18 protein-coding genes and 1 rRNA gene are annotated in these 20,794 nt (G+C 37.0%); 13 read left to right on the top strand and 6 right to left on the bottom strand.

Going from position 1 to position 20,794, the window contains the following annotated elements; genetic code table 11:
• Nucleotides 1-267 precede the first annotated feature (267 nt).
• Entirely contained in the window at nt 268-2,118 is a 1,851-nt protein-coding gene (locus C7Y47_RS20990) for a transglycosylase domain-containing protein (protein WP_142510529.1), read from the bottom strand.
• Between the two features lie 376 nt (nt 2,119-2,494).
• Nucleotides 2,495-3,202: a hypothetical protein gene (locus C7Y47_RS20985; RefSeq protein ID WP_142510528.1), complete on the bottom strand. Its 708-nt coding sequence runs from the start codon at nt 3,200-3,202 to the stop codon at nt 2,495-2,497.
• A gap of 135 nt (nt 3,203-3,337) precedes the next feature.
• On the opposite strand from C7Y47_RS20985, the gene C7Y47_RS20980 reads away from it, so the two are divergent.
• The 3 genes from C7Y47_RS20980 (at nt 3,338) to C7Y47_RS20970 (ending at nt 4,480) form a co-directional block, all read left to right on the top strand.
• Nucleotides 3,338-3,526, top strand: coding sequence for a hypothetical protein (locus C7Y47_RS20980; protein WP_142510527.1), 189 nt, complete (start codon nt 3,338-3,340; stop codon nt 3,524-3,526).
• A 131-nt stretch (nt 3,527-3,657) separates the two neighbouring features.
• Nucleotides 3,658-4,245, top strand: coding sequence for a peptidylprolyl isomerase (locus tag C7Y47_RS20975; protein WP_142510526.1), 588 nt, complete (start codon nt 3,658-3,660; stop codon nt 4,243-4,245).
• A gap of 22 nt (nt 4,246-4,267) precedes the next feature.
• Complete coding sequence (locus C7Y47_RS20970) at nt 4,268-4,480, top strand: hypothetical protein (RefSeq protein ID WP_142510525.1); 213 nt, start codon at nt 4,268-4,270, stop codon at nt 4,478-4,480.
• Between the two features lie 240 nt (nt 4,481-4,720).
• On the opposite strand, the gene C7Y47_RS20965 is transcribed toward C7Y47_RS20970, so the two are convergent.
• Complete coding sequence (locus C7Y47_RS20965) at nt 4,721-5,893, bottom strand: MalY/PatB family protein (protein WP_142510524.1); 1,173 nt, start codon at nt 5,891-5,893, stop codon at nt 4,721-4,723.
• A gap of 72 nt (nt 5,894-5,965) precedes the next feature.
• Here C7Y47_RS20965 and C7Y47_RS20960 point away from each other — a divergent pair, with 72 nt between their 5' ends.
• From C7Y47_RS20960 to yugI, 4 genes are all read left to right on the top strand, one after another.
• Nucleotides 5,966-6,226 (top strand): DUF1871 family protein, encoded by a 261-nt coding sequence (locus tag C7Y47_RS20960; RefSeq protein WP_132361698.1) that lies wholly within the window; start codon nt 5,966-5,968, stop codon nt 6,224-6,226.
• A gap of 1,016 nt (nt 6,227-7,242) precedes the next feature.
• A complete protein-coding gene (locus C7Y47_RS20945; protein WP_142510523.1) occupies nt 7,243-7,791 on the top strand; it encodes an RNA polymerase sigma factor in 549 nt (182 codons plus the stop codon).
• Nucleotides 7,784-9,427, top strand: a complete 1,644-nt coding sequence (locus tag C7Y47_RS20940) for a hypothetical protein (RefSeq protein WP_142510522.1) — start codon at nt 7,784-7,786, stop codon at nt 9,425-9,427. Before C7Y47_RS20945 ends, C7Y47_RS20940 begins: the two co-directional genes overlap by 8 nt.
• 88 nt (nt 9,428-9,515) lie before the next feature.
• Nucleotides 9,516-9,893, top strand: a complete 378-nt coding sequence (yugI, locus tag C7Y47_RS20935) for a S1 domain-containing post-transcriptional regulator GSP13 (protein WP_142510521.1) — start codon at nt 9,516-9,518, stop codon at nt 9,891-9,893.
• Between the two features lie 291 nt (nt 9,894-10,184).
• On the opposite strand, the gene C7Y47_RS20930 is transcribed toward yugI, so the two are convergent.
• The gene (locus C7Y47_RS20930) at nt 10,185-11,492 is read right to left on the bottom strand and encodes a sigma 54-interacting transcriptional regulator (RefSeq protein ID WP_142510520.1); all 1,308 of its coding nucleotides are present in this window, start codon (nt 11,490-11,492) and stop codon (nt 10,185-10,187) included.
• Between the two features lie 145 nt (nt 11,493-11,637).
• Between C7Y47_RS20930 and pruA the strand changes: the two genes are divergently transcribed.
• The 4 genes from pruA (at nt 11,638) to C7Y47_RS20910 (ending at nt 17,318) form a co-directional block, all read left to right on the top strand.
• Nucleotides 11,638-13,182, top strand: coding sequence for an L-glutamate gamma-semialdehyde dehydrogenase (gene pruA / locus C7Y47_RS20925; RefSeq protein WP_142510519.1), 1,545 nt, complete (start codon nt 11,638-11,640; stop codon nt 13,180-13,182).
• 264 nt (nt 13,183-13,446) lie between these two features.
• Nucleotides 13,447-14,640, top strand: coding sequence for an ornithine--oxo-acid transaminase (locus tag C7Y47_RS20920; RefSeq protein WP_142510518.1), 1,194 nt, complete (start codon nt 13,447-13,449; stop codon nt 14,638-14,640).
• Between the two features lie 83 nt (nt 14,641-14,723).
• Entirely contained in the window at nt 14,724-15,968 is a 1,245-nt protein-coding gene (locus C7Y47_RS20915) for a Glu/Leu/Phe/Val family dehydrogenase (RefSeq protein ID WP_142510517.1), read from the top strand.
• Nucleotides 15,969-16,154: 186 nt separating this feature from the next.
• Nucleotides 16,155-17,318 (top strand): iron-containing alcohol dehydrogenase, encoded by a 1,164-nt coding sequence (locus C7Y47_RS20910; RefSeq protein WP_142510516.1) that lies wholly within the window; start codon nt 16,155-16,157, stop codon nt 17,316-17,318.
• Nucleotides 17,319-17,453: 135 nt separating this feature from the next.
• Here the strand turns inward: C7Y47_RS20910 and C7Y47_RS20905 are convergent, their stop codons facing one another.
• Together C7Y47_RS20905 and C7Y47_RS20900 are read right to left on the bottom strand one after the other, a co-directional pair.
• Nucleotides 17,454-18,449, bottom strand: coding sequence for a cation diffusion facilitator family transporter (locus C7Y47_RS20905; protein WP_142510515.1), 996 nt, complete (start codon nt 18,447-18,449; stop codon nt 17,454-17,456).
• Between the two features lie 15 nt (nt 18,450-18,464).
• Entirely contained in the window at nt 18,465-19,181 is a 717-nt protein-coding gene (locus C7Y47_RS20900; RefSeq protein ID WP_142510514.1) for an MgtC/SapB family protein, read from the bottom strand.
• A gap of 353 nt (nt 19,182-19,534) precedes the next feature.
• Here C7Y47_RS20900 and C7Y47_RS20895 point away from each other — a divergent pair, with 353 nt between their 5' ends.
• Nucleotides 19,535-20,434, top strand: a complete 900-nt coding sequence (locus C7Y47_RS20895) for a DMT family transporter (RefSeq protein ID WP_142510513.1) — start codon at nt 19,535-19,537, stop codon at nt 20,432-20,434.
• Nucleotides 20,435-20,720: 286 nt separating this feature from the next.
• Nucleotides 20,721-20,794 (top strand): 16S ribosomal RNA (locus C7Y47_RS20890); the annotation flags it as partial.

Here is a 20,794-nt window from a genome sequence, read left to right as displayed (position 1 = left end):
TTGTTGTCGAGACAAACTACGAGAGGAATTTTCGCTTTGCACTTTAAGTTTAACAAAATATAATTGCCGTTATCATATTTTTCCGAAGTTTCTTTTCCATCTGTTGAAGAACCACATGTATTTCGTGCTTATTCAGTATCATGTCTAATTTGCCAGGGGAGGACAATTCGTCGTGCACAAATATTACGTCGTATTTACAATGGCGATGCTTGGTATTTCGGATTAAGATGATGATTTGCTATTGTTCGTATGCATGTCAACTTTAGGTTATTCCAGTAGAACATTAAATAGCTTGTGATGAATCTTATAAGCTTCTAATCTCTCCATAGATTGTGGCTTATCGTAGCCAAGCCATACTGCTGCAGTGTACTCATTATTTAATCCGGCAAGCCAGTAGTCGCGATAGTTGTTAGTTGTTCCTGTTTTGGCACCGACATAGTTACTTCTACTATAAACGCCTTGCGCGGTACCTTTTGTAACAACATCTGCAAGCATTGAACGCATATACTTAACTGTTTTCGGTGCCCAAATTTGATCGCGTGCTGAATCCCAGCTGTAAAGCTCCGTGCCATCAGATGCTGTTACTTTACGGATGCTATGGGCAAGTACGTATGAGCCGTCTATAAAACTTGTATAAGCATCTGCTAGTTCAAGTGCTGTAACACCATATGTTAATCCTCCCAAGGAGGCAGCATAAGTATGGTCTTTTGCCACGATAGAGCGGAAATGAAAGCGATCTAAGTAACTAAAGGCTGTGTCAATTCCGACGGTGTTAAAGAGACGGAGAGCCGATGTATTGTAGCTATTTCGAAATGCTACTCGAATCGGTACATCACCGTATTTAAAGCCTCCATAGTTTTGTGGACAAAATGAACCGACACAATAACTGCCACCACTGACGATAGAATCAGGTGTATGTGCTGTCGTTTCTAAGAAAGGAGCATATACAGCTAATGGCTTAAAGGCAGAGCCTGGTTGACGTGTACCTTGAAAGGCCCGATGATAACCAAACTTTTCGTAGTTCTTCCCAGCATAAAGACTAACAACTTCTCGGGATGTATTATCAATAACTGCTCCAGCTGCTTGTAATTTACCTGAGCCTAGAATCGCCGTCATTTTATCCTCATCATGTGCTTGTTTGTCTGGATCAAGCGCGGTATAAATCGTTAATCCATTTTGGAATAATGCATTAAGTCGCTTGTCTAGCTGCGCCTTGATTTTTTTCTTCTCTTCCTCACTTTGTGTATTTGCAAGTCGATCTGAATAACCTTCTTTTTCTGCAACTAACCATCTAAGCTCTTGTAGGACATACGTGCTGTACATAGGGGAGCTTTGCGCTTTATTCTTGACATTTAATGTGATAGTTTCAGCTTTATATGTAATGGCATCTTCTTTTGTTATAGCGTCTCTCGCTGCAAGTGTATCTAATAACCGTTCCTGCCTCGCTTTTGTTTTTTCAAAGTTTTTTAAAGGATTATAAAGCGAGGGGTTATTTGGAATGGCAGCAATAAATGCAATTTCAGCTATAGATAGTTTTTGGAGTGGTTTTTGAAAATAATATGTAGCTGCTCCACCGATTCCATAAACTTGATTGCTGAAATAGGCTTCATTTAAATACATCGTTAAAATCTCGTCTTTATCAAATTCTTTCTCAAGCTCATAAGAGTAAAAAATCTCTGTTAATTTTCGTTCATATGTTTTTTCGTCAGATAAATAACGCATTCGAACGAGCTGTTGTGTAATGGTACTAGCACCTTGAGAAGTTGAATTTGTACTTGAGTTAGCAACAACTGCACGGATGATAGCACTGAGGTCAAAACCGATATGCTCATAAAAATGAGCGTCCTCACTTGCAATAAAAATTTCCTGGGCAATTTTTGGGGTTTCCTGTAATGTTAGAGGCTGCCGCCATTCGACATATTCCTCGCTAAATGTTTTACCGTTTCGATCAATAAGTGTTACTGGAAGCTGTGGCTGTACTTCCGGTAAATGAATAGCGCTGGCGATTTGCTCCTCATGCGCTTGTGCTGCATTGATCTCTGTCCTAATATTTGTACTAATCCACCAAAGGACAGGTAAGGATAGTAAAATGATAAAAAAACCAAAAGCCTTTTTCATGTGTGCCTCCACTCTAAATATGAGTCATTCAACAGAATAACATAATTTGGATAGTTTCCAAATACGCGTTACGACCTATTTGTATTTATAATAATGAAGTTGGAGACGACGTTTGTTAAAGCTTATTAAGTATTGGTGAAGGCTAGGCATGATACTAAAGTAAAAGGATTCACACACAATTTGTGTATAAATCCTTTTTTGCCTTTGGAAGGCGGATGTCGATAACAATTAAAAGTTGAGCGATAATTCAAAGTTGGATGACATTTTTTCAAAACGTATGTCTCTGTGAATAAGTTGATTGAAGTGTAGTTAGCGTCATAGATGAGATCCTGGAGCGAACAGGCAGAGGAACGAAGGCTAATAGCATCAAGAAAGCTTACGCTCTGTTTTTTTGACTGTTACTTATCAGAAGAGGAATTATACATAATAATGCAAGGAGAATGAACAGGATTAAGGTGTTGATTGGATTATCTTTTACTTTTGAATCTTCTATGTGGTTTTTTTCAAATTCTTTTACTTCTTCTATTTTATTTACTTTATTGTTTGGAACAAATTCATTTTTATTGACATCATAGTAATAGAATTTGTGTTTGTTAAAAGTGAAAAAGTCATCTTTAACCGTCTCATATGAACTTGAAATCATCGCTAAGTTCACTTTTTCCGTATCAATCTTTGTTTTTACATATTTTTCACTTGCTGCTTTAAACAATTCTTTTTCTTTTGTTAATAGGTTGGCTGCTTCACTTTTTACTTTTTCTACATCTTGAAGCGTTGTTGCTTTTTTCAATCCCTCTTCAATAAAGGTTAATTGTTCCATTTTCATTTTTTCTTCAAATTCTTTTGTTTTTTGCTCTAATAATGATTTATCTTTTTTTTCTGTTTCAATTACTACCGTTTTTGTTTCTTGTGCTAATATTTTGGCGGAGTCGTTTTTGTAATAATTAACTTCTTTTTTATTTTTTTCATTTACTGAATTCAAGTGCTCTTCTGTAACGATTTTTGTTGCCATACTGGTAGATGAAAAAACGATACTTAACATACATACCGACAGTCCGATTACACTTATTTTTTGTATAAATTTCATTCAATCCCTCCATTTTTTCTATTATTATTCATATAATCCTATTCCACTTTTCCTTCTTTATTCCGATATTTTCCATTTTATGGTCAATCAAGGTAATATATGAACAATCATTAAAAATATAGTAAGGGGGTTAATATGAAAGAATATTTCTTAACCGAAGAACAGTACTGTAATAACACCTTCGTGACTACCATCGTGCCGCTGACGCTACGCTTTCGCGAAAAAAACACTTATTGGCCCAAGCGGCTTAACGGAAGCCTCCAGAAAAGCGCCCAGTCGGAACGGAATTCAACACTGCGGTATGGTGATAAGCTAAAAAATTAAAAGTGCAAAAAATCGTCAATACTTTGGTGAAGAAAACCATTAAGAAGTATGTTAGACTAAAATGAGGTCAGAAATGATAGTACTATCATTTTCAATGAAACTGAAATTTTACATTTAAAGGAGAGACTTCAATGTTTCCACAATTAACAACAGAAGTACTAGAAGGCGAAGTACTTGTAGAAATGAAAACAACATTAGGTGCCATCAAAATTAAATTATTCCCAGAGCATGCACCAAAAACTGTTGAAAACTTCTTAGGCCATGCAAAATCAGGATACTATGACGGCATCATTTTCCACCGTGTAATCCAAGACTTTATGATTCAAGGTGGTGACCCAACTGGTACAGGTATGGGCGGCGAGTCAATTTGGGGTAACTCTTTCGAGGATGAGTTCTCTGAAAACGTATTTAATCTTCGCGGTGCCCTTTCAATGGCAAATGCGGGTCCAAACACAAATGGTTCACAATTCTTTATCGTACAAATGAAGCACCTTCCAAGTGATATGCTTCGTCAATTACAAGGTGCTGGCTTCCCAGAAGAAATTATTGAAGCATATGCTAAAAATGGCGGTACTCCTTGGTTAGACCATAAGCATACAGTATTTGGTCATGTTGTTGAAGGAATGGACATTGTAGACAAAATGGCAGATGTAGAAAAAGACTTCCGTGATAAACCAGTAGAAGATGTGAAAATCGAGTCAATTACAGTTTTTGAATAATAATTGTAAGGACGTGTAAAACATGAAACATTTAATGTATCAATTTTTTTATATCCCAGAAGATAAATCAGGCTATGTTCCTGCAGCTTTTGAATTTTTAATCATGCTTATATTATGTATTGTTGTCTTTACAGTTTTCCGTAAGATTTCTAAGAAACAAGAAATGAAATCAAAGGAAATCGAAGCACGTATTCTTTCAGAAAAAAACAATACAAACAATCAGCAAAATATTTAACTGCATTCAGCGGGTGACTAAACACCCAACTGAGTTAAAGCGTCCGGCCGATTCCGGATGCAATTATGCCTAATCATAATTGATTGTACCAGATGCCTCGCAGCCTTTAAGGATTGCGGGGCATTTTTCTCCATTACTCTTATGCTTGTATGCCTTCGTATCATTCTCCATATGATCTATATTTTCTCAACAAAAAAGGATATCTCAGAAAAACTTGAGATATCCTTCACTATTTACTTTCTATTGTTGAAGTACTTGCTTAAAGCGCTGAACACCGTCTTTTACTGTGTCAAATGAGCAAGCGACGTTCATACGCAGGAAGCCGCTACCCTCTTCGCCATATTTTGTCCCAGGCTCTAATGCTAACTTACCATTTTCCAGCAAGCGTTTCATAATTTCTTTTTCATCAAGTCCTAATTCTCGATAATCAATCCAAAGTAAATAAGTGCTCTGAGGTTTTCTAATATGGATACCAGGTAATTGTTCTAATTCAGCAATCACATAGTCCATATTATTTGAAATATAAGAAAGCATGTCATTTAACCATGGGGAACCCTCTGTATAAGCAGTTTCAAGTGCAACAGAAGCAAAAGTATTTAATGAGCCTTGCCCACTAGCCATATGAACTGCTTCTAGTAGCATACGCTTTTTCTTATCCGTTACAACCATATAAGCGACTTGTATCCCAGCTAGATTAAATGTTTTTGTCGGTGCCATACACGTAATAATACGATCCATTTCATCACCAGCGATTTTTGCTAATGGTGTATGTTTTGAACCATCCAACATTAAATCAGAATGAATTTCATCGGAAATAATAACAACATCATATTTTGCACATAGTCGTACGATTTCCTTTAATGTAGCTTCATCCCATACATAGCCTCCAGGATTATGAGGATTACACAATATGTAGGCTTTCACATTTTGAGCAAGTGCTTGTTCAAAGGCTTCGAAGTCATAGACAAATGAGCCATCTTCTTCAACTAAAGGACAACTAACGATCTCTCGGCCATTACTTTTCGGGGTATTATAAAATGGTGGATAGACAGGTGAGGAAATAAGAACTTTATCTCCTGGATTTGTTAGTGCCTTGATACTATCTGCTAAAGCAGCAACAACACCGTTACAGAAAACAATTGATTCTTTGTCAATGTGCCAATCATGATGTGCATGCTGCCAGTCTACGATCGCTTGCACTGCTTTATCACTAACAAAGCTATAGCCGAAAACGGTCTTTACAGCATGTTCTTGTAGCGCTTTTGATACGGCTACTGGAGCAGCAAAATCCATATCCGCTACCCACATTGGTAGTATATCTGAAGCATCTTGTAGCCCATATACATTTTCCATTGCGTCCCATTTTACAGAGTTTGTACAACGACGTTTAATAGTTTGATCGAAAATAGACAAGTAAATCACTCTTTTCTTTTTTATTTACTATGGTATCATACGAGTATGATAAAAGGATAATAGGTGAGTATTTTGGAAAATATAAAAATGAATCAAGCGGCCGTACGACTGCTAGAGGAGTGGGATCCATTCCACTTAGGTCCAGATCATTATGATACTGAAACTGCAGATGTTGTAGCAGCATTGCAAGGTATTGATGATCCATCAACTCTTGCAAAGGTTATTCAAGAAACATATGAGCATTCGTTTGAAGAATGGATTCCATTTGAAGATTGTGTAGCCATTTCGTACAAGCTTATTGCGATAAAATTTGAAGCAAAATGCATTATTTAACTTTTTTTAGAGGGTTTCCAAACATCCGCTGAAATAGAGGAACTCAGTTAAGAACGCCACGTCCTGTGGCACGACTGAGTGACCAACATCATGCCGCTGCCGCTACGTTAGCACTACGCTTTCGCGCAGAAAACATCATGCCGCTGCCGCTACGTTAGCACTACGCTTTCGCGCAGAAAACATCATGCCGCTGCCGCTACGTTAGCACTACGCTTTCGCGCAAAGAACATTTGTTGGCCTAAGCACAAAGCCGAATCCGGACGCAATGATGCTTTTGCTTTTCTATAAAACGAGGTTGTCTCTTTCAATTTAGAGACAACCTCGTTTTTTAACGGTCTTTTATTTAAACAAAGGTAAGATCCCTTGGATGAAAATAATTAATATCGCTATTGGAGATACATACCGAATTAAAATATACCAAATATTGAACATCAGACTAGATGAGGCAGGCTCCTTACGAAAAATATCTTTTGTATAGTAATAGCCTGCAAAGATGAAATTAGTAAGGCTCCAATTGGCATACCAATACTATTCGTCAAAAAGTCTACAAAGTATCGAAAAAAGAACGGTCTAAAATTTTTACATCAGATAGGAACATAGAATAAATAATAAAATAAAAACACTTCCGCCGTTAGTACCCGCCATCTAAGGAAACTTCCAAATAGCTCTAACCCCTATCGAACTTCCAGCGGCAGCTAAAATAAACCCAATTTTAGATGTAAATTGATCTCTCGAAGATACGGAATTAAATCCTTCTTATATTAAAGCTTTATTTAATCGCAATATTCTTCTAACACAAGCAAATTTCACGGAAAATGATTAATAGAAATTCTTGTCTTCATTTTGTTTGTGAAACGTGGGTATTTTAGTGATTCAGTATATGGTTTTAGTAACGAAATTCGGGGTCTTAGTGGCTTTGTTTTGATTTAGCGAGATATTTGTACTTTTTATTAATAAGTAAAAATATGTAACAATTAAGAGAAATGATTCGTTACATGTGCGAAGGGGGGATGACCGTGACTGAAACTGAATTAATAGAACGGGCTCAGCGAGGAGACAAAGACGCCTATATAGAGCTAATCCAAATACATCAACGTACAGTTGAAAAATTTGCTTTTCAATGTGGCGTTCATAGTAATGATTTAGCGGATGTTTCACAGGAGGTGTTTGTAAAGCTGTATCGTTTTTTACATCAATTTAAGCAGGATCGTTTTACGACATGGCTCTATAAAATTACATTAAATGCAACCCGTGATTATTATCACAAAGAACAGCAAGAGCAGGCAAAGGAAGAGAGGCTAAGTGCTCAGCAGCAAACGCCCTCATCTTCAGCCGAAAAGTATGTCCTTAATTTTGAGGAGGATAGGCAATTACATAATGCTATTAAAGAACTCGATGAAAAGTATCGTTATCCGCTCATATTATTTTACTTCCATGAATTTAAGTATGAGGAGATAGCGGAAGTACTAAATATTTCGTTAGCAACTGTCAAAGTTCGTATATTGCGTGCAAAGGAAAAGCTTAAAGTGGTGTTAATGGAGGAGGGGAGTGTTGAAAATGGATGATAAACAATTTGAAAAACGAATGGAGCTTCTAAAAAAATCCTATAATCGCTTGGAACCACAGTTAGATCCAGAAGCCGTTTTCGCACAAATCGAGGCAGAAAATCCAACACAACAAGCACTAGAAACAGTAACAACACAAAAGCCCCCTTCAAGATGGCGAAAGCCAGCAGTCTGGATAGCAAGCATTGCAAGTGTACTGTTAGTGAGTATGCTCGTTTCATCTTATATGATTAACCAACCAGAAATCGTAAATAGTAAAAAGGATGTTTCTCAGGAAGAAAAAAAGGAAGTTGGAATTAAAGAATGGGTTGAAAATATAACTAAAAAATACAATAGTAAAAAAGAGCAAATAAGAATAGAGTTAAAAGTTACTATTGACGAATTGAATGCATTTGAATTTATTAAAGAAGCTGACTACGTGCTAGACTTCTATACAAGAAGGAATTCTCATGTACAAGAAGAGGATGTACAGTTTTTAAAAATTAATGAGGAAACTATACTTAATAAATTAATAACACCAAGAAGAGTCTTGGAAACGATTGATGAATCTAATTTAACGTTCGATGAATCTTTTGAGGTATATCGCTTATATGAAGAAACTGTATTGGAATTAGAGAACTTTTACAGTGATCTTCTTAAACCATATGGACCTCTCCTAAAGAAGTCGAAAGATACCAATAAATATCCGTCAGATTTATGGGCGATTATTAAGGCCGCAAATAATCAATTCATGGAATTGAAAGAAAATGAAGAAGGGACGTTTTATTTTAAAGCCACACCGATTTACGGTGAATTTTCGCTACCCAATATCAATAAATTGCATCCTGATATTTTTGGTTACTTTGAGTATTTAGAAAAGGGACAATTTTTATTAGCAGATGATTTAAAGTATACACGAGAAGAAACCGCTAAATCATTAAAATTAATGGAGCGTACATTACTAGCAGATGTAAACGCAGGTTCACCTAGTTATAAGGTTGTAAGACAAAGTTTTGAAAATACATGGTTAGTGTTGTTGAAAGGAACTGCAAGCTATCCTGCTCTTACAAAAGGTGGGGAACCTCGTGAAGATTATATGGATTTCTTGCAAAAAGTAGCTAATGGAACCTACGGGGAAGTAATGAAGAAAACTGCTTCAACAATTTTGAATGAACTACAACAGAACAATCGCTCAAATACTTTAAGCCAGTTATCAACTTATGATATTTGGACAATCATATTGCAAACTCGAGAAGAAACAGCAGGATTTATTAATGATAGTGATTTTACGATTGTAAGTATTGATGAATCACAAATAAAGAGTATATATGAGCAATATAAAAAAAGCGATACTGAAACATTTATCGATCAATTACGCCCATTAAATATGGTCTCCCTTTATTTATATGCAATAACTATTGGAGATAAATCTTTACAAAAAGCTATATTAATGCCAGAAACGAACATTAATACAAGTTTGTTAAACAATGTTAAAAGTTTAGATATCTTTAGCCAATTAGGTGAATATGATGGTATCTATCCAACGGTTGCTGTTCGTGTTTCTGAAGAGTATCAGGATATGTATGGTAGACAATTTCTTATTAAATTATCGATAAACAAAGAAGGTAATTATCGCATAACAGGAATCGTGGATTGATGGTATGAATTTTTGCCCCACTAATACACCTATGTTATAATTTGTGGTGATATATACGTAGCAAACAAAAAGAAAGTGGGCAAAGGTTATGGGACAAAAATATGAATTAGGGGACGTGTTGACCGGTAAAGTTACAGGTATACAGCCGTATGGTGCATTTGTTGCGCTTGATGAAGATACACAAGGCCTTGTACATATTTCCGAAATTACGTACGGCTTTGTAAAGGACGTTAGTGAATTTTTGTCAGTTGGGCAAGAGGTTGAAGTAAAGATACTTGAAATCGATGAAGATGCCGAAAAAATTAGTTTATCGATTCGTGCTTTGCAGGAGCGCCCAACTACATTGCGTAAAAAAGATGTACTACCACGTAAATCATTGCAGGACCGTGTAGATGAATCGGATGCGAATGGTTTTAATTCCCTAAAAGAAAAATTACAGGGCTGGATCGAACAGTCAGGTCAATAAAGTGAAGCTTTAACTTCTTTCAGCAAACTATCCGCTGAAAGTGGTTAAAGCCTCCGGACCCCAATTATGCCGAGGCATAGTTGATTTAGTGGGGGTTCTTTATCCCCCACTGATTATAGTCTTCACCAATCGCGCATTTACTGGCAGTTATGTTTACTTTTGCTGTATTTTGAGGTGGGAGTCTGACGCTTTCGATACAGACAAATAATTGCTGCCTGTTAATGTACGAGATAAAAAACGAGGATGCTTTCAAATATGAAGGTATCCTCGTTTTTTAGTATTCAAATATAACTATTGATTTTTTATTTTTCGAATTCGATATTGTAGGTTTTGACGGCTCATGCCAAGTGCACTAGCAGCCTTTGTAATGTTGCCTTCATATAAATTTAAGACGTTTTGCACATAATATGATTCTGCTTCACGCAAATAAGCATCGAGTGGCATAACATCATTCTGTTGTTGGAACATAAAGAATTCCGGCTCGTGATTAGATGTGTCCTGCTGTTGTACCTTGAAACGGAAATGCATTGGTAATAAATCTGAGGTAACTGTTGATTCAGTGGTCATAAACGACACAATTTCATCTAGTAATAGCTCAAGCTCCTTTAAATTTCCTGGCCAATCATATTGCAAAAATAGATCCTGGACATCAGGTGCTAGATCCCGGACATTTGAAGCGAAGCGTTCCCGATGGCGGTTAAAGTAATCATCTACGAATGGAAGAATATCTTCTTTTCGATCTGTTAGATTTGGGATGGTAATAGCCATTGTAGCAAAGAAATAATACAGTGATTTTGAAAGTTTTTTCTCCTCAATCAATGTAATAGGGTCGCTTCCGACACTTCCGATTAGCATGTATTTAGACTGAGGAAGAGATTGTAATATCTCTAACAGTTCCTCTTGAATGTCTAGACTTAAAAAGTCAACGCGTTCGAAGAAAAAAGTATATGCCTTGTCATCTTGTAAGAGCTCCTGCAATTTATCTAAAACAGATGGAACAGAGCGACGACTCACTAATGTTACAAATGCTTCAGGGTCAGGCGATGCTGCATGGTGGATCCCCTCTGCGACTAAATCTTTTCCTGTACCCGATTCTCCTATTAATAATACCGGTAACTTCACAGCTGCTGCTTTTTTTGCGTTTGCAATAATTTGTCGCATCGATTCGGATACAGCTGTAATCATATCGAATGTTAAAGGTTCATCATATCGACGAAGAGGCTGATAAACTAGCTTTTCGAGTGATGTAATGTCACGAGCAAATTCAATCGCTCCAATTAGTTTATTTTCACCATAAAGTGGAAAAGTATCATTAATAGTTGTAATTTCATGACCATTTTTATTCCAGTAAGTTTGTTTTACATTAATTTCTTTTTTACCTGTTTGTAATACACGCATTAAAGTACTTTCATGCTGGCGGAAGGAAAACATTTCAATAACAGAACGATCTGCTAATTCATCAAAATGGAAACCTTCAATTTCTTTCATCTTTGTATTATAAATAATTGTTTTGCCAGAAAGGTCTACAGCATGAATACCAACAGAAACATTTGTTGCAATAAACTTATAAAAAGGAAGTAAGGGTTCAGAATTTTTCATAAAATGTGCACCTCAAAAATTTTTTACTTGAAATATGCAACAAAATTTTGCATTATAATAAGTGTAAGAATATTCTAAACGCAAAGATATTTTGCGTCAATGTTTTTTGCGCACTTAAAACACATCTCACGAGGGAGGATAAAGTATGATTTCATACAAACACGAACCATTCACAGATTTTACTCAAGAGGCAAATTACAACGCATATTTAGAGGCATTAAATAAAGTAGAGAGATATTTAGGTCAAGACTATCCACTAATTATCGGTGGAGAACGTATTACTACAGAAGATAAAATCGTTTCATATAATCCAGCAAAGAAAACAGAAGTAATTGGTCGCGTATCAAAAGCAAACAAAGAACTAGCTGAAAAAGCAATGCAAGCGGCAGATGAAACTTTCAAAACTTGGAAAAAAGTAGATCCAGCTGTTCGTGCAGACGTATTATTCAAAGCAGCGGCAATTATTCGCCGTCGTAAACATGAATTCTCTGCACTTTTAACAAAAGAAGCAGGTAAACCATGGGCTGAGGCTGATGCAGATACTGCAGAAGCAATTGACTTCTTAGAATACTATGGTCGTCAAATGCTCCGTGTTAAAGAAGGTCAACCTGTAGAAAGTCGTCCAGGTGAATACAACCGTTATGACTATATTCCATTAGGTATTGGTATTGTTATTTCACCATGGAACTTCCCATTCGCAATTATGGCGGGGACAACGGTGGCAGCTTTAGTAACAGGTAACACTGTATTATTAAAACCAGCTTCGACAACACCTGTAGTTGCTTATAAATTTATCGAAGTGTTAGAGCAAGCGGGTCTTCCAGCAGGTGCTGTGAACTTTGTACCAGGTTCTGGTGCAGAAGTAGGTGACTACTTAGTTGATCATCCAAAAACACGCTTCATTAGCTTCACAGGATCTCGTGATGTAGGCTTACGTATTAACCAACGTGCGTCTGTATTAAATGACGGTCAAATTTGGATTAAACGTGTTATCGCTGAAATGGGCGGTAAAGATACAATCGTTGTTGATAAAGAAGCGGATCTAGAGCTTGCAGCACAATCTATTGTAAAATCAGCATTTGGCTTCTCGGGTCAAAAATGTTCAGCATGTTCTCGTGCTGTTATCGTTGAAGATGTCTATGACCAAGTTGTTGACCGTGTAGTGGAATTAACAAACACGTTAACAGTTGGTGACCCATCAGACTTCAACAACTTCATGGCAACAGTTATTGACCAAGCAGCATTCAATAAAGTGACAGAGTACATTGAAATTGGTAAAGGAGAAGGTCGCCTAGTTGCAGGTGGTACAGCTGATGATTCAGTTGGTTATTTCATTCAACCAACAGTATTTGCAGATGTAGATCCTTCTGCACGAGTTATGAGAGAAGAAATCTTTGGACCAGTTGTAGCTATTTCAAAAGCTAAAGATTTCGATCAAGCAATTGATATTGCAAATGATACTGAGTACGGCTTAACTGGTGCGGTTATTACAAATAATCGTATGAACTTAGAAAAAGCACGTGAAGATTTCCATGTAGGTAACTTATACTTCAACCGTGGCTGTACTGGTGCAATCGTTGGTTACCAACCATTCGGCGGCTTCAATATGTCAGGTACTGACTCAAAAGCAGGTGGCCCTGACTATCTACAACTTCATATGCAAGCAAAAACAACTTCTGAAATGTTATAACTTCTTTCGGCTGACCGAAGAAGTTATGCTTCCGGACGCAATTTTGCTGAGGCATAAATTATAAGAGAATCTGCGCGACTCCTCCTAGTAAAGTGAGTCCGGCAAGAACCGTAGGCGCTAATGTCGAGGCGGCTTACCTAGGAGTAGTGTGCAGATTCTTGCTTTTTATATTCAGAAAATGCTGAAATTGTTCTATTGAATTTATTTATAGAAAAACAGAGTCTTCCAGAGTTTTTCATCATGAACGTAAGGAGAGAATACTTTATGACAAAAACAAATCAAGTAATTGAACAAACGCAAAATTTTGGTGCTGCAAACTATCACCCGCTACCAATCGTTATTTCAGAGGCTGAAGGTGCTTGGGTAAAAGATCCAGAAGGTAACAAATACTTAGATATGCTATCAGCTTACTCTGCTGTGAATCAGGGACATCGTCATCCGAAAATTATCGCTGCGTTAAAAGAACAAGCTGATAAAGTAACATTAACTTCTCGTGCATTTTATAGCGAAAACCTTGGTGAATGGTATGAACTTGTTGGTAAATTAACGAATAAACAAATGGTATTACCGATGAATACAGGTGCTGAAGCGGTTGAGACAGCATTTAAAGCCGCTCGTCGTTGGGCTTATGATGTAAAAGGTGTAGAAGATGGCAAGGCTGAAGTCATTGCATGTAATGGTAACTTCCATGGTCGTACAATGCTTGCTGTATCTTTATCATCTGACGAAGAATATCGTCGTGGCTTCGGTCCAATGTTACCGAATGTTAAGTTAGTAGATTACGGTAACCTGGAAGCATTAAAAGCTGCAATTACTCCAAACACAGCAGCGTTTTTAATTGAACCAATCCAAGGTGAAGCTGGTATCGTTATTCCATCAGAAGGCTTCTTAAAAGCTGCGCGCGAGCTATGTCGTGAAAACAATGTTTTATTCATTGCAGATGAAATCCAAGCTGGTTTAGCACGTACAGGTAAAATGTTCGCATGTGATTGGGAAGAAGTAGAGCCTGATATGTACATTTTAGGGAAAGCTTTAGGCGGCGGTGTATTCCCGATTTCGTGTGTAGCTGCAAATCGTGAAATCTTAGGTGTATTCAATCCTGGATCACACGGTTCAACTTTCGGTGGTAATCCTTTAGCATGTGCAGTATCTATTGCTTCAATTAAAGTATTACTAGATGAAAAATTAGCAGAGCGTTCACACGAACTTGGTGAATATTTTAAAGGTAAATTAAAAGAAATTAATAACCCAGTCATTAAAGAAGTTCGTGGTCGTGGTTTATTTATCGGAATGGAATTAACAGAGGCTGCACGTCCATACTGTGAACAGCTTAAAGAATTAGGCCTATTATGTAAAGAAACACATGATACAGTCATTCGTTTTGCGCCACCACTTGTTATTTCGCAAGAGGATTTAGATTGGTCAATCGAACAAATTGAAAAAGTATTTAATCTTTAACAAAATGTTCACATTTTAATTCGGAAGTATGTTACAATGATGCCGATATACTATCATTATAAAAAACAAAGAGGCGATTTAATATGTCTGAAAACTTAAATCTGTTCACATCAACTCAAGAAGTTATTCAAGAGGCTCTAAATAGACTTGGCTATGACGAAGCTATGTATGAATTGTTAAAAGAACCGCTTCGCATGCTACAAGTACGTATTCCAGTGAAAATGGATGATGGTACAACAAAAGTATTTACTGGTTACCGCGCACAACATAATGATGCTGTAGGGCCAACTAAAGGTGGAGTACGTTTCCATCCGGCAGTATCTGAGGAAGAAGTTAAAGCGCTTTCAATGTGGATGACATTGAAATGTGGTATCGTGGATCTACCTTATGGCGGTGGTAAAGGCGGTGTCATCTGTGACCCTCGTCAAATGTCTATGGATGAAATCGAAAAATTAAGCCGTGGATATGTACGTGCAGTTAGTCAAATCGTAGGACCAACAAAAGATATTCCTGCTCCAGACGTATTTACGAATGCACAAATTATGGCTTGGATGATGGATGAATACAGCCGTATGGACGAATTCAACTCACCAGGTTTCATCACAGGTAAGCCATTAGTGCTTGGTGGTTCTCAAGGTCGTGACCGTGCAACTGCACAAGGTGTAACAATCGTTATCCAAGAAGCAGCGAAAAAACGTGGCATTGATATTAAAGGTGCACGTGTTGTCATTCAAGGCTTCGGTAACGCAGGTAGCTTCCTTGCAAAATTCATGCATGATTTAGGCGCGAAAGTAATCGGTATTTCAGATGCTTATGGTGCACTTCATGATCCTGAAGGTTTAGATATCGACTATTTATTAGATCGTCGTGATAGCTTCGGTACTGTAACAACATTATTTGAAAATACAATTTCAAACAAAGAATTATTAGAGCTTGATTGTGATATTCTAGTGCCAGCTGCTATCGAAAACCAAATTACTGCTGACAATGCACACAATGTTAAAGCAAACATTGTAGTAGAGGCAGCGAACGGTCCAACAACTGCTGAAGCAACTAGAATTTTAACTGATCGTGGCATTTTACTTGTACCAGACGTATTAGCATCTGCTGGTGGTGTAACAGTTTCTTACTTCGAATGGGTACAAAATAACCAAGGTTATTACTGGACAGAAGAAGAAGTTGAAGAACGTCTTTACAAAAAAATGGTTGATGCATTTGAAAACGTTTATACAACAGCGACAACACGTAACATTAATATGCGTTTAGCAGCTTATATGGTAGGTGTTCGCCGCACTGCAGAAGCTTCACGCTTCCGTGGATGGGTTTAATCAATATATATAAGAAAAACGGGTCATTCCTAGTCGGATGACTCGTTTTTTATGTATGCAAGCAAAAGTGCAAAGAAAAAATTATGTTTAGAGTGAATACAATGACAGTGGAGTCTAAAATGGTTTTAAATCTTTGCTTTCGTCAATAGAAATATGAGAAAATCCAAGTAGAAAGGGGCGAATTGAATGGATTCATTTACATTTTATAACCCAGTGAAGTTACATTTTGGTGAAAATGCACTGAAAAAGCTTGCGAATGAGTTAGCGCAACATGGTGAAAAGGTGTTAGTTGTCTACGGTGGAGGCAGTGTTAAGAAAAATGGTGTATACAATGCTGTTATCGAAAAGTTACAAGAAGCCAATAAAATAATATTTGAACTTAGCGATGTTGAGCCAAATCCACGTGTGGAAACAGCAAGACTTGGTATTGATCTTTGTAAAAAAGAAAAAATTGATCTAGTCCTAGCTGTTGGTGGCGGTTCTGTAATTGACTGTTCTAAGTTAATAGTCGCAGGTGCAAAATATGATGGCGATGCTTGGGATATTGTAAAACGTAAAGTAATTGTGGAGGACGCTTTACCGCTCGGGACTGTATTAACGCTAGCTGCAACAGGTTCCGAAATGAACTCAGGTTCTGTCATTACAAACGCTGCGACAGAAGAAAAACTAAGCTGGGGTAGCCCTGCTGTATTCCCAAAATTTTCGATTTTAAACCCAGTGTATACAGTGACTGTACCAAAAAATCATACAGTTTACGGTATCGTTGATATGATGTCACATGTACTTGAACAATATTTCCATAATACGACGAATACACCGATTACAGATGAAATGTGTGAAGGAGTATTACGAACGGTTATTACAACAGCACCTAAATTGTTAGAAGATTTAGAAAATATCCAGTTGCGTGAAACAATTTTATTAGCAGGAACAATTGGGTTAAATGGATTCTTATCAATTGGCTCTCGTGGAGATTGGGCATCACATAATATTGAGCACGCTGTTTCTGCGGTTTACGATATTCCGCATGCAGGAGGGTTAGCGATATTACAACCACATTGGATGCGTCGAAGTGTACCCGTAAATCCAGAGCGTTTTGCACGTATTGCAATACGCGTTTTCGGTGTCGACGCAACAGGGAAGTCTCCAGAAGAGGTTGCGTACGAAGGAATTGATCGTTTATCGGCATTCTGGACTTCTCTAGGAGCTCCAAGTAGTCTAGCGGATTATGAAATTGACGATTCAAAATTCCTTCAAATTGTAGAACATGCTATGCAAAATGGACCCTTTGGAAACTTCAACAAATTACAGGAAGAAGATGTGCGAACTATTTTGCAAAACTCCCTATAACTCCGTGATTGCTTAATAGAAGATACAAAGAAGTAAACAAGAATAGAGTTTTCTGGTACTTGTATAAAAAATAGCCAACTGCCTGAAATATGGCAATTGGCTATTTATCTTATTTAAAATGTTTTGGATAATAAGTTATTGTTTGAATGTTGAGTTTTCCGGTCTTTCGCCAATATGCACCCAATCTTGTTTCCCGTCATCCTCATCGAATAGAATGGCTACTTTCGATACACCCTTCTGACTTAAAATGACCTCTGTTAAATGGTCGCGTACATCATCTAGAAAAGCGAGTGATAGGTTGGGGTCAGCTTCAGCAACTAATTCCACATGTAAAAACTCACCTTCTTTAATGACTTCTAGGCGAACAATATCTTTAATGTTTGGGTCATCCATTACAAGGTGAGCAATATGATTTAGCATTTCTTCGTCTGTTTCACCAATAACTCCACGTGCATTATCAAGGAACACTTTTGCTACAACATAGAACATCATAAAGCCAATAATCATCGAAACGAGTCCTTCTATATTTGCCCAGCCTGTAAAGTGCGCAATTAAAATAGCACCGAAGGCCAACACGTTACCACCTGTAGCTACTAAGTCTTCCATAAATACTAATTTTGTTGCTGGTTTTGCGCGATTTAAATAAGGGAAAGCTTTAGGGATAGCTGTTATTATTCCCGTTTTTTCCTGTCCAGCGTCATGAAGTATTTCAACGGCAGCTTTTGCAAGAACTGACCCTTCTAAAACAATACCGATCAATAATACGCCAAGTGCAATGAGCATTCCTTTAGATTCTCCAGCGGGGTGTATAAAATGATGCCAGCCTTCTTTTATGGTTTCATAAGAAAGGATTGCCACGATTATAACAGCAAATAGACAAACTAAATTTACAATTCGGCCAAAGCCTCCCGGAAATTGTTTTGTTGGTGCTTTTTTCGACAGCGCTGAGCCGATATAAACGAATAATTGGTTTGCTGCATCTCCTAGTGAGTGCATCATTTCTGCAAACATGGCAACATTACCTGTAAAGAAGAAGGCAACACCTTTAATAATTCCTAAAAAAGCATTGACTACTGCTGCCAACAGAGAGGGCTTATTCCCATTTTTTAATAGTTTTATTATTTCTACCACGAAAGAATCCTCCAACTAGTTTAAAATTTCCATTTCGATTTTTTCTATATAGGGTAGTGCTCGTAATGAACGATAAAATGACAGTAAGTTATCAGAGACTATTAATGATAAGCGTAAATCTAATTCGTGATAAACATTATTATAATTTGGAACATCTTGAATGCGTATGTTTTCAATAATAATATTGTTTTCCTTTAAGAATTGTAAAAAGGATTCACTATTGGCATCATTGTTAATCTGAACTTTCAATGATATTTCTCGCATACGAATTCTTTTTGGTCCTATTTTCATTAGAAACGGCGATAAAACCTCAATTCCGAAGACAATGATAATAACAGCTAATGTAGCATCTATATAGAAGCCTGCGCCAACAGCAATTCCTATCCCAGCAGCTCCCCAGATCATTGCTGCGGTTGTTAAACCTGAGATACTATCATTCCCTCGTCTTAGAATAACACCTGCTCCAAGAAATCCAATCCCACTAACAATTTGGGCAGCCAAGCGTAGAGGGTCCATTGTAATATTGATTTCTGACCTTGGGGGTGTTGAATAGGCGGTTTCAATCGAAATGACAGTTAATAAACAGCTAAATGTAGCGATAACTAAGCTCGTTTTTAATCCTACAGGCTTCTTTTTTAATTCCCTTTCGATACCGATTACTAAACTTAATGTGGCTGCAATTACTAATTTTATGCCAACTTCATATGTAATCATATTTTCCAAGGTTTCCATACGCAACCCTCCACAGATATTTCGTATTGCTAAGAGATATGCAAGGTGTCATTATTATATGTACATTACTTTTTTGTATTGTACATCAGGATCTTAATGAAGTATAAGTATTTTTAATTTCTTTCACCACATATTTTGGGGAGCGAAAGCGAAGCGTCAGCAACAAATGTTTTCTGTGCGAAAGCGAAGCGTCAGCAACAAATGTTTTAACCTTTATAGGTAGTGAGAGGAATACGAGTATAAGTTAAGGTTTCCGGCGGATGACACGGAATTGGCAAGGAGTCCTTTTGCAGGCATAAAGCCAAATCCAAACGTAATGATGCCGAGGCAAAATTAATTGGAGGTTGGATTTAATGGAGAAACCCAAAATTCATCCATACATTCCTATTTTTATTGGCGTAATTTCTGTATCCCTATCAGCCATATTTGTAAAATTAGCAAATGCAGAAGCGGGGGTTATTGCGTTTTACCGTATGTTCTTTTCGGTGTTAATAATGGCTCCTCTGTTTTTTTGGAAGTACACTAACGAGGTAAAGGAATTAAGAATACGCGATTGGCTGTTTTCTTCTGTTGCTGGCATATTTTTAGCCTTTCATTTTATTTTATGGTTTGAATCACTCAATTACACTTCTGTAGCAAGTTCTACAGTTTTGGTTACACTACAGCCATTGTTTGCATTTGTAGGTACATATTTTTTCTTTAAAGAGAACATTACTTTGAAAACCATTTTTGCAGGAGCTATTGCTATTGTCGGTAGTATTTTAATTAGTTGGGGAGATTTTAAACTTAGTGGTACTGCATTTTATGGAGACATGCTTGCTCTTGTCGCGTGCGCACTCGTTACAGCTTACTTTTTATTTGGACAAGATGTACGGAAAAGACTATCCCTTGTGACATATACGATGATTGTTTATGCTGTTAGTACAATTACATTGTTTATCTATGTTCTTATTAAGGGGGAATCGTTCGGCCCTTATTCAACTATGGACTGGATATGGTTTATTTTATTAGCGATAGTTCCTAATTTATTTGGTCATACTCTATTTAATTGGTCAATTAAATACGTTAGTACAAATGTAGTCTCCATTGCGATTTTATTTGAACCAATTGGCGCGGCCATTTTAGCTCTTCTAATTTTTAAAGAGTATTTAATAGCCACACAAATTTTTGGTGGATTCATTGTTATAGTAGGAATTCTCTTATTTGTAGTTGATGAGAAAAAGATTTTTAAACTTTTTTTAAAAAAAGCTTGATTTTTAAATTGCTATATTATATATTATTACTTGTCCTTAACAAGAAGGACGACTTAAAAAAAGATTTTAAAAAAAGAGTTTAAAAAAGTTGTTGACTTCTTGTTGAATACAAGTTATGATAATAAAGTCGCTGAAAACAACAGTGACGAAATGAACCTTGAAAACTGAACAAGCAAAACGTAATCAATAAAGTTTTTTAGTAACTAACCTTGAGTTGGCGAACGAAACAAAATTTTGGACATCAAACATGATGCCAGCAAAACAATTTGAGCTAATCAAATTTCTTTTTATGGAGAGTTTGATCCTGGCTCAGGACGAACGCTGGCGGCGTGCCTAATACATGCAAGTCGAGCGAACAGA

It is taken from the genome of Lysinibacillus sphaericus (assembly GCF_006864135.1).
Lineage (GTDB): Bacteria > Bacillota > Bacilli > Bacillales_A > Planococcaceae > Lysinibacillus.
The sequence above is the reverse complement of the archived record's forward strand: the minus strand, read 5'-3'. Positions and strand labels throughout refer to the sequence as shown.